Consider the following 14814-nt stretch of genomic DNA (forward strand, 5'->3'; position numbering starts at 1 on the left):
AACCATCCCATGATGGTTCATAAAGAGGTCAGGAACTTTGTCCCGACCTCGCTTTTTATTTCAATCGATAAGTTTTTCTTGGTTTCTTTTTAGGGACTCGTTTGAGTCCGACTTCTTCTACATATTCGCCGTATTTTACGAGAAAGTTATTGCTGACGATTGGACGACCGGGGTTGATGAGATTGACCAGTTCAGTCCCTTCGTAGACAGTGAACTCCTCCTCTAGCAGATAGAGGAAGGTTGGGTTCCAGTCTAGACGGCCTTGGATTCGTTTGATGGATTCTTGGATAATGGCATAATGGTCAAAAGCGAAGGCTTGATCCTCCAACTCTACTCCCTTTGAGAAGCACTTGCCTGTCTGAAAATCGACATCTACAAAAACCACATCCTTGGCATCGTCTCCTGCTTGAACAAGTTCTAATGCACGACTAGGCAGATAAACCAAGTGGGCAATGGTCACTGTCCAGCCCCGGGGGTCACGGCCGGGGGTCGATACGGTCATCAATTGCTCGATTTTTTCCAAAGGAAGATCGAGATTGACTTCTTCTCTCACCTCACGCTGACAGGCATGCGCAGCATCTTCGCCCTTGTCCATAAATCCTCCAACTAAGGCCAAACAATTTTGATATGGATGAGCCTTGCGACGAATTAATAAAAGCTTAATCTTTCCTTCAACAAAGCAGTAGGCTACCATATCCACCGTCACACTTGGTTTTTCGTATTGAGGGAGTTCCTGCTTGTAGTACCAGTCTAAAAACTCCTCCTGACTGGCATGAATTTCAAAATATTCTTTTTCTGTCATCCCAGCTGGAATCATCGTGTCCGTCATTTTATGCCTCCTTACGAACTGCCTTAGTCCATTGGTACCAACCTACTAGACTATTGAGAGTGTAAACCCAGTACATCCCTTGGATGTGGATATTTTCACCCCACCAGAGGTAAATACTAAAGAGATTGGTTGCAATCCAGAAAATCCATTGCTCACGGTAGAGACGTGTCATCAAGAGCTGACCAACACCATTGGTCGCATCGGTAACACTATCACGGAAAGGGCGAGCACTATGGATACTTTGGTATGCCAAGCCCATACCAATCCAAATGATAGCAGTCAAAGCCAAGTACTTGAGCCAGTCAAGCACAGATAATTTCTTAGCTTCAAAGTGAGATTCTTCTACTTTTCCTTGATAATTGATACGATTGGACAGCCAAGCATAGAGGCCAATCGGCTGCATGACAAAGAAGTAAACGGTCGTCAAAACTTCACCATAAAAAGTCGCATTCATGGCCAAAACCAAATAGATAGCAGAGTTAATAGCCCCGAAGAGATAATTGCTTGCACGTCCTTCTGCTACCAAGATAACACAGACAATCCCAGTCCAAGATGCAAACAAGCTCATCCAGTCATGACTTTCTGTATTTTGCGTGAATTCCAAGATCAAGGGAACACTTGACAGGACAATGAGATACAACCACTGGAAGAGGCTACGGCCGACAAAGAGATCTTTCCAGAGCAGGTTCATGATTCCTGCAAAACCGATTTTGCGGGCTTCCGCATGGACATTTTTAAAGTTTTCGATAAATTGTGTGATTTTTTCAGTTAGTTTTTTCATAATTTTCTCCTAATCTGCTTGGTAAATGGCATCAATAGCCACTTTGGCTGCTTCATAATTGCCTAGGTAATCCTCAGCTAGATAAACTAGTGGAATGGTGGTTAAATATCGCTCTCTCATATGGTCCAAATGCTGGGAAAAACTATGACGAATATGGTCTTCTGCCATAGTCATATCTCTAAATCCGTCATTGACATAGGAGCCGACCGGTTGCACAAAGAGAATCAAGTCCCATTTTTCCTTAGCCAAGATCGAAACAAAGAGATTATCAAAGGTTTCTCCTGATAAGTCCCCTTGGTCCTCGGTCTCCATGTAATAATCATAGTAGCCCTTAGTTACTAAGGAGTTGGTGTCAGCTATCACCAATCCCCTATTGGCATTACTGTCAATTAACTTAGAGGTCTGGTCATACTGCCCCAACAGGAGATAATAGTAATCTTTTGGAGTCAATTCATCGTCGCGGACATTGTTTTTAATCTGGTACTCACGTGCGTATTCCAAACTGACGGGTGCATCGTAATACCTTGCCAAATCCTTGGCCAGAGTGGTCTTCCCATTGCTGGCACTCCCCATAATCAATACTTTCTTTGTAAACTGACGACGGAAGGGCTGAGCGATGTTTTTCCAATATTTGCTTGGATTTTCTCGAATCATAGTCGCTGAGATTCCAAACTTTCTTTCTTGCAAAACGGTCTCAAAACCACGATTTGATAATTCTTGCTGGTAGTCTGCTTCTCCCACAAAGAAAATTAGTTCTTGCTGGGTTTCATCATAGGAAATCTCCGCTAACATTTGGTCCAACCACTCCTGCCAGCCCATAGGGTAGCGAGGAAGATTGGTTTCATCTAACTTACAAACCAAGGTCAACTCGTCACCACGAAAGGCCTCTCGGATATAGCGGAATCTTTTTTGAAGCGTTAAGCCTACCTGCTCTCCTCGGTCTCCCTCATAGCCTGAAACGACAACCCAGACCTGGTCACACTGTCGCTTCGCACGCTGAATCAAATCGATATGTCCTTGATGAAGTGGAGCAAAGGTTCCAAATACCACTGCTGTTTTCTTTTTCATAAACGCATTACCTTTTTATGGTTTTTGATATTTTTATTATCTATGTTTTTATTATAAACTATATTTTTATTTTGTCAATAGTTTTTTATCATTTTTTATAAAAAAGTAGCAAAAAAAAGAATCAAGATTACTCCTGATTCTCCATTTTTATGCAATATCAAATTTTAACTGGCCTGCTTTGACACCAATCTTAAGTGTGCTGCCTGCCACCAAATCTCCCTTAAGAAGAAGTTCTGCCAACTTGTCTTCCACTTCTGTTTGTAGGGTTCTACGAAGTGGACGAGCTCCCATCTCTGGGTCATATCCTTGATTGGCCAATAATTTCAGTGCGGAAGCTTGTAATTTCAAATCAATGCCTTTTTCAGCCAAACTTGCCACTAAAGTTTTAACCATAATTTTCACAACTTCCTGCATATGGTCGCTAGACAGGCTATGGAAGACCACCTTTTCATCAATACGATTGATAAACTCCGGCCTATAAGCTTTTTTCAGCTCTTCAAACATGCGTTTTTCCATATTTTCCTGGTCAAAACGAATGTCCTTAGCTCCAAATCCGACAGTCTTGTCATCACGAAGGGCTGTCGCACCAAGGTTTGACGTCATGATAATAATGGTATTTGAAAAGTCAACCTTACGTCCCTTGCTATCTGTCAAGACACCATCATCCAAGACCTGTAAGAGAACATTAAAGATGTCTGGGTGGGCTTTTTCTACCTCGTCAAAGAGGAGAACAGAGTATGGTTTGTTGCGAACCTTCTCGGTCAACTCCCCACCTTCTTCATAACCCACATAACCCGGAGGAGCTCCATTGAGACGGCTGGCTGCGAATTTCTCCATATACTCACTCATATCAAAGCGGATAAGAGCTGATTCGTCGTCAAAAAGAACTTCTGCTAGAGCCTTGGCCAATTCGGTCTTACCGACACCTGTGGGTCCTAGGAACATAAAGGAACCAATCGGACGCTTGTGACTGCGAATCCCTGACTGGTTGCGGCGAATGGCACGGCTAATGCTTGAAACTGCTTGATCTTGACCGATGACACGTTTGTGGAGTTCAGCTTCCAAGTTCAGGTATTTCTTAGCATCTGTTTGCGTCAGTTTTTGGACTGGAATACCTGACAAGCGACTCAAGGTGGTCAAAATATCAGACTCTGTCACCAAGTCTTTATAGACAGGCACTTCCTCTTCTTTTGCGATTAGCTGAGCTGCCTGTTTCCACTTGCCATCAATCAAGGCTTTGTCAGCTGGACTCAAACCTGAATCGTCTGCTTTTACATGCTTAGCCTTATTTTGCACTGTTGCTGCTGCTTCATCTAAGAGGTCGATAGCAGAGTCTGGCAAGTGACGGCTAGTCAAGTAACGATGCGCCATCTTGACAGCTGTTTCGACCGCTTCATCTGTGATTTGCACACGGTGATGTTTCTCATAAGTCGCCTTCAAGCCTTGCAAAATGATCATACTGTCGGCCACGCTTGGCTCTTCAATCGTCACTTTGGCGAATCGACGAGAAAGGGCCGCATCTTTTTCGATGTGTTTTTGGTATTCTTCCTGAGTGGTCGCACCAACCGTTCTCAAAGTTCCGCGCGCCAAGGCTGGCTTCAAGATATTGGCCGCATCCAGAGTCGAATCAATCCCGCTCCCAGAACCCATGATGGTATGAAGTTCATCGATAAAGAGAATGACTTGACCATCTTCTTCAATATCCTTGATGATATTGTTCATGCGTTCTTCAAAGTCACCACGGAAGCGTGTCCCTGCAACGACATTCATCAAATCAAGCTCTAACACGCGCATCTTAGCCATTTCCGTAGGCACATCCCCACTAGCAATACGCTGAGCAAGACCAAGCGCCAGAGCTGTTTTCCCGACACCAGCATCCCCAACCAAGACAGGATTATTCTTTGTCTTCCGACTCAAGATTTGAATCATACGCGAGATTTCCTTGTCCCGACCGATGACTGGCTCCAACTTGCCAGAACGCGCTTGCTCTGTCAAATCATGCGTATAGTCCTCAAGACCACCGCTCGGAGTCTGGGGCATGCCCATCATATTAGCCATAGAATTTTGCTTATCAGCTACTGTACGATGACGTTGGCGTAAAGCCTTGAGATCTTCACGAGTCCAACCTGCCCGTTCTTCTAAATTTCGACGAAGGGCAGCAATCTTGACCTGATCTTTCTTGTCTTCATATGAAAAACCAGCTCTCTCCAAGATACGAGTCGCCAAGGCATTGCCATCATGCAAAATCGCATAAAGGAGGTGCTCTGTCCCTAGCACCTTAGCATGGACCACTGACGCTACATACTCTGCTTCAGCAAAAAGGACATGCAAACGATGAGAAAACGGCAATTCCGTAAAGGTTTCATCCTGGCTATAATCCGTTTCAGTCAGTTCCAAAGCGACTTCTTCTAAACGATCCATCTCATATGGATAATCATTTAAAGTCGCCCCTGCCACACTATAACTGTGATTGGACATGGCAATCAACAAGTGCCAAGACTCTAGGTAACGAGCTCCAAAATGGCCAGCCACCATGTAGGCACTTTCGATACATTCATTCAATGCTTTTGAATAGTTCATCTTACTTCCCTTTTCTATCTACCTCTTGTATGACCTGTCGTAACATATTAGCACGAACAACTGGAGCTTCTTCTCCTAGAACGCGATCCAAAGCTACTGATACTAGCAAATTCATCTCCTGCTTGGTCATTAATTCCTGCTCAACCAAAAGCTGCAGAATATCCTCATAAATTTCTTGACTAACTCGCTCACCAATCGAATAAAGCAGCTCTCGAAGCATTTCATGATGACTAGAAAACTCAATCCGTCCTATACGAATATAGCCTCCGCCACCACGCTTACTTTCAACCAAGTAGCCTCTACTTTCCGTAAAGCGTGTCTTGATCACATAATTAATCTGACTAGGAACAACCTGGAAGGTATCTGCCAACTGACTCCGTTGCAACTCCACGATACCAGATTGATCTAAAATCGCCTTGATGTAGGCCTCAATATGATCCGATGTATTTTTAAATCTCATTACAAACCCACCTCTCTCTTTAAACCTTGACTATCTTTGACTATTATACCGAAATTTTCTCATTTTTAAAAGAAAAAGGGCGCTGGTAAAGGATAATCTTCACCAACTCCCTATTTTTCTACTTATCTAAGCCTAATTCTGCCAAGATTTGACGTTTGTAGGCAATCTTTTGAACTTCCTTGTCCTCACCTTCAGACCAATCTAGTTTAATTTCTGAAACAATCTGCCCAGGGCGATTTTTCAAGATATAGATGCGGTCGCTGAGATTAAGGGCCTCCTCGATACTATGCGTGATGATCAAGGTTGTTAGCTGCAACTGCTTGTGAATCTCAAGGTACCAAGCGTGTAGTTCCATCTTGGTCATCTCATCCAAGGCGCTAAAGGCTTCATCTAAGAGAAAGAGCTTGTGACCGAAAAGATAGGTACGAAGCAAGGCCACACGCTGGCGCATCCCACCACTGAGTTCATGAGGGTATTTATCTCTTACAGCTGTCAACTGGAAAGTCGCAAGAATTTCATCTGCGCGAGCAATAGCTTCTGCCTTATCCACCTTTTGAATCAAGAGGGGAAGAATGATATTACCAAGCACCGTCTTGTGCTCCAAGAGCAGATCCTTTTGCAACATATAACTCACGCGGCCCTTGGGATTCTCCTCCCCATCAAGGACAATTCTCCCTGACTGAACTTCTAAAATCCCAGCGATTAGATTAAAGAGGGTGGTCTTTCCTACACCACTTGGGCCTAAGATAGAAACCACTTCTCCTGAAGTCACCTGCAGGTTGATATCCTCTAAAATCCTCTCCTCGACATAAGCATAACTGACGTGTTCTAGTCTAATTTCTGTCATTATTTCACAAATTCATTGGTAAAGCCTTTGTCTGTCAAGTCTTCTTTAAGGATACCATTTTCTTTATCCCATTTGTAGAAGGCATTCCAGCGAGCTGCATCAAATTGTCCCCATTTTTCCTTGTCGCTTGCGTATTCTTTTGACAAGTATTTTTGAGATTCGATGACAAAGTCACGTTTTTCCTTGAGTTCAGGTGCATTTTTGATGAAGATATCAGCTGCTTCTTCTGGATGCTCCATGGCATATTGGTAGCCTTTTTTGATAGCTTGGATGACTTTACGAGCTTCTTCTTTGTTGTCTTTCAAATAGTCGTTATTTGCGATGATAACTGGTGAGTAGTAGTCAAACTCCTTGACATAGTCTTTCAAGTACATGAAGTTAGCATCTACACCTTGAGATTTGGCAAGAATACCATCCCAACCGTAGTAGATCCAAGCAGTATCAAAGACTCCATTGGCAATCGGTGTGATCGAGTTTGAATCGTTGTTTGGTACTTTTTCGACTTTCTCAAAGTCCCCACCTTGTGATTCTACCAAGGTTTTCAACATAGCAAGTTCAGTTGGGTCATTCCAAGTTCCGTATTTCTTACCAACCAAGTCCTTTGGACTGCTTACATTATCAGATTTACGAGAGATAATTCCTGATGTATTGTGTTCTACGATAGCTGCAACGGCAGTGATTCCTGCGCCTTTTTCCAATTTCTTAGCCATATAGTCTTGGAAATACACTGCAAATGGTGCCTTACCATTGATAACCAAATCAGAAGAACTTTCTTCCGGTGGTAATTTCAAGTCAACATCCACTCCAGCTTCTTTGAAATAACCTTTTTCCTTAGCCACATAAAGCCCTGTGTGGTTGGTATTTGGTGTCCAGTCTAGGATAAAATCAATTTTCTTGAGTTCTGCTTCTTTGTTGTCCTTGGAAGCAGTTCCTTGACCACAGGCCACAAGTACAACAGCTACAAAAGCTGTTACAAGCGTTAAAAACACTTTCCATGTTTTTTTCATTTTGATTTCCTCTTTTCTTTTTCAGAAACATTCTTATTCTACGAACGTTTCCATTTAATAACATATTTCTCGCTGATATCGACCAGCTTCATACCCAGAAGACTAATAAGCGATACTAGAATAATAATAGCGAACATGGTATCATACTGAAACAATTTCTTGGACTGAATCATGTAGACACCTAGTCCTTCAAAGCCTCCCAACCACTCAGATACTACTGTTGTGATAAAAGCGTAGGAGACACTGACTCTCAGACCAGCATAAAAGTAAGGCAGACTGACTGGGATTTTAAAATGCCAAAGGATTTGCCAAGGTTTGGCCCGCATCAGACTAAACAAGGTCAGCATATCCTTGTCACAATGCCTAAAACCGTCCAAAATGCTGACGATGATGGGGAAAGTTGTCGTCAAGATAATCAAGACAATCTTGGGCAAAATCCCATAACCGAGCCACAAGACCAGGATAGGAGCTATGGCAATAGTCGGAATGGTCTGAACAACAACCATCATAGGGTAAATCAGGTCATTGAGCCAAGTCAAACTATCCATGAGCACAGCCATGAGACAGGCAATCAAGACTCCCAAAATTAGACCTAGCAAAGCCACTCTCAAGGTCGCCCAGCTATGGTGCCAGAGAAATTCTCTATCACGCACAAAAGACTGGAGGATTTCAAGAGGTGTCGGCAGGATAAACTTAGGGAGCAGTTTAAGAAAACCTGCTAACTGCCAGATTGACAAGACTCCCAGAAAGCCCAATAGACTAATGTGTCGTCTCAGTATACTTTTCAAGTTTCTCATCAATACTTAAAATCTCTCCTACATTTATTTTGACATTAGCAAAGACATCGTCTGCCTTCTGCCCTGCCACCTCTAGCGCTTCTTTGAGAATGCGCATAAGCTCATCAAACTCCCCTTCCAAGACCGTTTCAAATGGTGTCACCACCATAGTCACCTCTTGAGCTTGCAGATAAGCAATGACTTGATCGATAACAGCAATCCGATCAATCCCCTGCGCTAGGGGTATAACTTGCAAGGCAATGCTTGCTTTCATAAAAACCTCCTCTTCTCGTTTTCCTTTGACAAAAAGAAAAAACCTTACCATATATGGAAAAAGGTCAAGAATAGACTAAGTATCGTTCCCTACGCTGGCATTACCCAGATCAGGTGCGGTCGAAGTTTAACACTTCCTCTCAGACTGTACACAGACTCCCATATATTATATGGACATATGATAGCGCAAAACAAAAAAAATGTCAAGGAAACTGCTTACAGAAAAACATGAAAAAGAGTTTGAAAACAAGTGCTTCAAACTCTACATAACTTTTTTATTTAGCCTCGTACCAGGTTGCCCCTTCATTTTCGTCTGCAATGAGGGGAACACTGAGTTGAATGGCTTCTTCCATGGTTTGTTTGACCAATTTTTTCATCTCTGCCAATTCAGATTTAGGAACTTCAAGAACGATTTCATCGTGCACTTGCAACAGCATCTTAGTCTGATAACCACCTGCAACCAAGGCTTTATCCAGCTGAATCATGGCAATCTTGAGAATATCTGCTGCCGAACCCTGGATAGGAGAGTTGATAGCTGTCCGCTCTGCAAAACCACGAATGTTGAAGTTGCGCGAATTGATATCTGGCAACTCACGACGACGCTTAAAGAGGGTCTCTACATAGCCCTTATCACGCGCCTCACGCACCACTTCATCCATGTAGTTTTTAATACCTGGGAAGCGTTCAAAGTAGGTATCAATGTAGGCCTTGGCCTCCTTACGGCTAATGCCCAAATTATTAGACAAGCCAAAGTCGGAAATCCCGTAAACCACTCCAAAGTTGACAGCCTTGGCATTGCGACGGTCGTTTGCAGTCACATCCTCAGGACGCTCAATGCCAAAGACCCGCATGGCTGTAGAAGTATGGATATCTGCCCCCTCTTGGAATGCCTTAATCAAGTGCTCATCCTTAGAGATATGCGCCAAAACGCGTAATTCAATCTGTGAATAGTCGGAGCTGAGAAGGACACTATCCTCCCACTCAGGCACAAAAGCCTTACGAATGAGACGGCCCTGCTCCAAACGCACAGGAATATTTTGCAAGTTTGGATCCACACTAGACAAACGCCCAGTCTGGGTCAAATCCTGAACATAGCGAGTATGAATCTTGCCATCCGCCAAAATCCAGTCCTGCAAGCCAATTACATAAGTGGATTGAATCTTGGCAATCTGACGATAGTCTAGGATTTTCTTAACAATCGGAGCAACAGGAGCCAAACGTTCCAAGACATCCACCGCAGTCGAGTATCCAGTTTTGGTTTTCTTAGTGTATTCTAGAGGAAGTCCCAATTTTTCAAAGAGAAGTACCCCCAACTGCTTAGGCGAGTTGATATTAAACTCCTCACCAGCCAGTTCGTAAATCTCCTGAGTGAGTTTTTCAATGACAAGCTCATTTTCAGCCTGCATCTCAAGCAAGGTCTCTTTCTTGACCCTAATCCCATCAATTTCCATCTTGGCAAGGACAAAAGCCAGAGGTTGCTCCATATCATAAAGAAGCTCTAATTGCCCATTTTCACTGAGTTTTTCAAGTAAAACAGGCTCAGTCTCAACCAAAACTGCAAGCTTACGAGCTAAATGCTCCAAGAATTTCTCACGTTCAGGAATGGCCTTCTTGACACCCTTACCATAGAAAGTCTCATCATCAACCAAATAAGTCTGACCATAAAGACTAGCGATGGTCGCAATTTCATTGTCCTCCACAGTCGAAAGGAGGTATTTAGCCAATCGGCTATCAAAAGCAGGCGCCTGCAAATCAATACCCAAACGATTCAAGAGAACTTTGGCCTTCTTAAAGTCATAAACTCTCAGAGGTGTTTTTTCTAGAAAATCCTTAAAAATAGGCTCTTGCAAAAGCTCAAGCTTGTCTGTGGCATAGAGCTTATCCCCACAAGACCAAGCAAAACCAACCAAATCATCCGTATGGTAATTCTCACCAAAAAGCTCAAAATGGAAGATAGACTCTTCACTCAGCATATCTTGACTGATTTGGTCAACAATAGTAAAATCCAAACTCTCAGCCACATCAGCTGACGACACATTTAAAGCCTGCTTGAGCTGTTTGAAGCCCATCTCATCGTAGAATTTCCCAAGATTTTCCACATCTGGACCACTATAGACCAAATCCTCCAAACCAATCGCAATCGGTGCCTTGGTATCAATAGTCGCCAGTGTTTTAGACAAAAAAGCCTGCTCCTTATCATTGATGAGATTTTCCTTCATCTTAGAAGCCTTCATCCCATCGATATTCTCATAAATCCCCTCGAGTGAGCCATGCTCCAGCAAGAGCTTGATACCCGTCTTTTCACCGATTTTGGTCACCCCAGGGATATTATCCGACTTATCTCCCATGAGCGCCTTGAGATCGATAAACTGAGTCGGTGTGATGCCCATCTTTTCCATGAGATATTCTGGCGTAAAGGCCTCAAACTCAGCCACACCTTTCTTGGAAATCTCAACCACCGTATGCTCATCCGTCAGTTGAATCAAATCCTTGTCCCCACTGACAATGGTAATATCAAAACCATCCTGCTCTGCTAGTTTATCCAGTGTCCCAATGATATCATCTGCCTCATACTGAGACAACTCATAGTGACGAATCCCCATATGATCCAGCAACTCACGAATAAAGGGAAATTGCTCACGAAACTCATCAGGAGTCTTAGCCCGACCACCCTTATAGTCCGCATACATCTCTGTCCGGAAGGTCGTCTTTCCCGCATCAAAAGCCACCAAAATATGACTTGGCTCAACCCGCTCCAATAAATGACTTAACATCAACTGGAAACCATAAATCGCATTGGTATGCAAGCCAGCCGCATTCTTAAAACGGTCCAACTGCTGATAGAGCGCAAAAAATGCTCGAAAAGCAACAGAAGACCCATCAATCAATAATAATTTTTTCTTATCCATACACCCATTATAAAGGAAAGCACCAAAAAATACCATTGGGAAGAGTTCCCTGAGAGAAACTAAGATAATAGTAAAAAGAGAAGGAAGTTACTCCCTCTCTTTCAAGCTACGAAAATAAATTAGTTCTTACGTTTCACAAATGGAATGGCACCAAGGAACAATCCAAGGAATCCTAATGATGCAACTGCAACATTATCTTTACCACCAGTATTTGGAAGTTCTTTTTTATCTTCTGTTTTTACTGCTGGCGCTTGATAAGTACTATCCTTGTTAGTACCTGCTGTTGTAAGAATATATTGTGGAACTTCGTTAATTGCTGCTTCTGCACTATTAACGCCTCCTGTATATTCTGGAACTTCGTTAATTGCTGCTTCTACACTATTAACGCCTCCTGTATATTCTGGAACTTCGTTAATTGCTGCTTCTACACTATTAACACCTCCTGTATATTCTGGAACTTCGTTAATTGCTGCTTCTACACTATTAACGCCTCCTGTATATTCTGGAGCATCGGCTACAGTAGGAGGTGTTGCATCATTTACCCCACCAGTGAAATCAGATTCATTATCTCCAGAAGGAGAATCACTAGGATTCACACCATCATTAAATTCTGGAGCATTAGGAGCAGTTGGTACTTCGTCAGGTTGTTTAGCATCGTCAGAAGGAGAATCACTAGGATTTACTCCACCATTAAATTCTGGAGCATTAGAAGCAGTTGGTACTTCGTCAGGTTGTTTAGCATCGTCAGAAGGAGAATCACTAGGATTTACTCCACCATTAAATTCTGGAGCATTAGGAGCAGTTGGTACTTCGTCAGGTTGTTTAGCATCGTCAGAAGGAGAATCACTAGGATTCACACCACCATTAAATTCTGGAGCATTAGGAGCAGTTGGTACTTCGTCAGGTTGTTTAGCATCGTCAGAAGGAGCGTCAGCAGGATTTACCCCACCAGTGAATTCAGGAGCATCAGGAACAGTTGGAACTTCATCTGCTTCCTTAGCAGGCTCAGTAGGTGCTTCATCATCACTTACGCCACCACTGAAATCTTTAGGTTCTTCACCTTTAGGAACTTCTTTTAAGTTTTCGATATAACCTAAAGTTGCGTTGTAATCGTCAGTTAGTGTATCGATTGCATTTTTACGCGCTTGTAATGATTCGTTAACTTCGTCAAATTTAGCTTGAGCTTCATCAACAGAAGCTTTAGCAGAAGCGACAGAACCTTCTAGTTTAGTTACAGCATCTTGTAATTTATCGATAACATCTTGATCAGCTTTATTCGTTTTAGCTGTTTCAAGAGCAACTTTAGCTTTTTCTAAGGTTTCTTTTTGTTTATCTAAGGCAGCATTTTTCTCTTCTACTGCCTTAGCTTTTTCAGCAGCATCTGCTTTATCTTTATCAGCTTCTTTAGTTAATTTTTCAATTTTTTCAGCTAAATCATCAGCAATATCTGTAAGTTTTTTAACGATTGGTTTAGAAGCTTCTTTTTTAGCAGCTTCATCAATTTTTTTAGCTTCTTCAGCATCTAATTTTTTAGTTTCATCAACTTTTTCAGGAGCTTTGTTTCTAGTGTTATAGTCGTTTTCTAATTCTTTTAGAATATCTTTAGCAGATAAATCACCTTTTTCAACGGCATCTAGAATAGCTTCTTTACCAATTTCAGCTTTTTTATCAGCTATTGCTTTTTCTTTATCAGTTATACTTGCATCTTTATGGATTTCTGCAATCGCATCTTCTTCAAGTTGATCTAAAGCGTCTTTAAGAGCTGTTTTAGTTTCAGCTTCTTCTTTTTTAGCCTCTTCTTCTTTTTTAACTTCTTCTTCAACTTTAGCTTTTGCTTTTTCAGCTTCTTCTTTAGCTTTGGCTAATTCAGCTTCTGCGTCAGCTTTAGCTTTTTCAGCTTCTTCTTTTTTAGTTTGAGCAGCAGTTACGTCAGCAGCTTCTTTTTCAGCTTTAGCAGTAGCTTCCTCAACTTTTTTAGCTTCTTCAGCAACTTTTTTCTCTAATTCAGCAACTTTAGCATCCGCTTCTGCTTTAGCTTCAGCAGCTTTTTCAGCTTCTGTTTTCTCTGCTGGTTTAGCTGGCTCTTCTTCTACTGGTTTAGCTGGCTCGTTCGCTTCTTTTTCTTTAGCAGCTTTCACTTCTTCTAGAGTTTTGTTGTACTCATCAGTAAGTTTGTTTAATTCGTCAGCAACAGCTTTAGTATCTAAAGCAGCTTGATCAAAGTCATTTTGTGCAGCATCACGAGCTGCTTCTGCTTTTTTAGCAACATCTTCTAAAATTTTAACAATTTCTTCAGATGAACCATTTGCTTTTGCTGTTTCAAGAGCTTTTTTAGTTTTTTGTAGAGTTTCATCTCTCTTAGTTAATGTATCAGCTTTTTTATCTTCTTCAGATTTTAATGCATCCGCTTCTTTTTTAAGCTCATCAACATTTTCACCTAAATCATCAGCTTTATCTTGAAGTTTTTCTGATGCAGGACGAGCAGCATCAGCTTTTTCAGCTTTGTCAATCCCAGCTTTAATATCTTCTGGAAGTTGATCTTTAGTTGAAGGGTTAGCTTGAGTTGCACCAGCATCAGCAGTAGCAGCTTGGTCTTTATTTCTTAATTTTTTCTCAGTTTCTTTAATAGCTTCAGCTTTTTCGTTATCATCTGCTAATTCAGCAAGAACATCACCAGCTTTTAAATCACCAGCTTCTACAGCATTTAATAATTCTTCTTTTGCTTTTTTGTCAAGCAATTCGTTATCAGGAATTTGTTTCAAAGCTTCAGTTAAAGTTTCTTTAGCTTCAGCCTCTTCTTTTTTAGCGTCTTCTTCTTTTTTAGCTTCTTCTTTAGCTTTAACATCAGCTTCGGCAGCTTTTTCTTTAGCAGCAGCTAGTTCATCATCAGCAGTTTTTTTAGCTTCTTCAGCTTTAATTTTTGCAGCATCAGCTTCTGCTGCTTCTTTTTTCTCTGCTTCAAGCTTAGTAGTTGCTTCATCAGCTGCAGTAGTTGTCGTATCTACTTTTGCTTGAGCTTCATCAACTTTAGCGTTAGCTTCTTTTTCAGCTTCTTTAGCTTTTTCTACTTCAGTTTTTGGAGTTTCAGCCGCAGGTGTAGGCTGAGAATCTCCAGCAGGTTGAGTAGCTACTGGTTTGCCATCAGCTTTCACGACTGACGGTTGAGATGCAACAAATGCCGCTCCCAAAACAGCAACACTTGCTAAGCTAGTTAAAATCATTTTCTTTTTGTTCATCTTGTGTACCTCTTTTTAAGAATCATATTTATGTACATTATAAACCTT

The 14814-nt window shown here is 41.9% G+C and carries 11 protein-coding genes and 1 riboswitch; all 11 genes read right to left on the bottom strand.

Annotated elements, in window-relative coordinates; translation table 11 throughout:
- Positions 1–55 precede the first annotated feature (55 nt).
- Positions 56–829 carry an NUDIX domain-containing protein gene (locus KB197_RS10230; protein WP_212573722.1) on the bottom strand — a complete coding sequence of 258 codons (774 nt, stop codon included), beginning with the start codon at positions 827–829 and terminating at the stop codon, positions 56–58.
- Position 830: 1 nt separating this feature from the next.
- Positions 831–1610: a nicotinamide riboside transporter PnuC gene (gene pnuC, locus KB197_RS10235; protein WP_212573721.1), complete on the bottom strand. Its 780-nt coding sequence runs from the start codon at positions 1608–1610 to the stop codon at positions 831–833.
- Between the two features lie 9 nt (positions 1611–1619).
- The gene (locus KB197_RS10240) at positions 1620–2678 is read right to left on the bottom strand and encodes an AAA family ATPase (protein ID WP_000730574.1); all 1059 of its coding nucleotides are present in this window, start codon (positions 2676–2678) and stop codon (positions 1620–1622) included.
- Positions 2679–2825: 147 nt separating this feature from the next.
- Positions 2826–5258: an ATP-dependent Clp protease ATP-binding subunit gene (locus tag KB197_RS10245; protein WP_212573720.1), complete on the bottom strand. Its 2433-nt coding sequence runs from the start codon at positions 5256–5258 to the stop codon at positions 2826–2828.
- Position 5259: 1 nt separating this feature from the next.
- Positions 5260–5718: a CtsR family transcriptional regulator gene (locus KB197_RS10250; protein ID WP_001211279.1), complete on the bottom strand. Its 459-nt coding sequence runs from the start codon at positions 5716–5718 to the stop codon at positions 5260–5262.
- Between the two features lie 118 nt (positions 5719–5836).
- Complete coding sequence (locus KB197_RS10255) at positions 5837–6565, bottom strand: ABC transporter ATP-binding protein (protein ID WP_212573719.1); 729 nt, start codon at positions 6563–6565, stop codon at positions 5837–5839.
- On the bottom strand, positions 6565–7572 hold the full coding sequence (locus tag KB197_RS10260; RefSeq protein ID WP_212573718.1) for an ABC transporter substrate-binding protein: 1008 nt from the start codon (positions 7570–7572) through the stop codon (positions 6565–6567). Before KB197_RS10260 ends, KB197_RS10255 begins: the two co-directional genes overlap by 1 nt.
- 38 nt (positions 7573–7610) lie before the next feature.
- Entirely contained in the window at positions 7611–8369 is a 759-nt protein-coding gene (locus KB197_RS10265; protein WP_171841301.1) for an ABC transporter permease, read from the bottom strand.
- Positions 8332–8622 (bottom strand): thiamine-binding protein, encoded by a 291-nt coding sequence (locus KB197_RS10270; protein ID WP_064276822.1) that lies wholly within the window; start codon positions 8620–8622, stop codon positions 8332–8334. Before KB197_RS10270 ends, KB197_RS10265 begins: the two co-directional genes overlap by 38 nt.
- 69 nt (positions 8623–8691) lie before the next feature.
- Positions 8692–8794, bottom strand: a riboswitch (TPP riboswitch).
- 102 nt (positions 8795–8896) lie between these two features.
- The gene (polA, locus tag KB197_RS10275; RefSeq protein WP_212573717.1) at positions 8897–11530 is read right to left on the bottom strand and encodes a DNA polymerase I; all 2634 of its coding nucleotides are present in this window, start codon (positions 11528–11530) and stop codon (positions 8897–8899) included.
- 119 nt (positions 11531–11649) lie between these two features.
- The gene (locus tag KB197_RS10280; RefSeq protein ID WP_421127687.1) at positions 11650–14766 is read right to left on the bottom strand and encodes an SIALI-17 repeat-containing surface protein; all 3117 of its coding nucleotides are present in this window, start codon (positions 14764–14766) and stop codon (positions 11650–11652) included.
- Positions 14767–14814: the final 48 nt, after the last annotated feature.

It is taken from the genome of Streptococcus sp. 11-4097 (assembly GCF_018215285.2).
In the GTDB taxonomy this organism is placed as follows: domain Bacteria; phylum Bacillota; class Bacilli; order Lactobacillales; family Streptococcaceae; genus Streptococcus.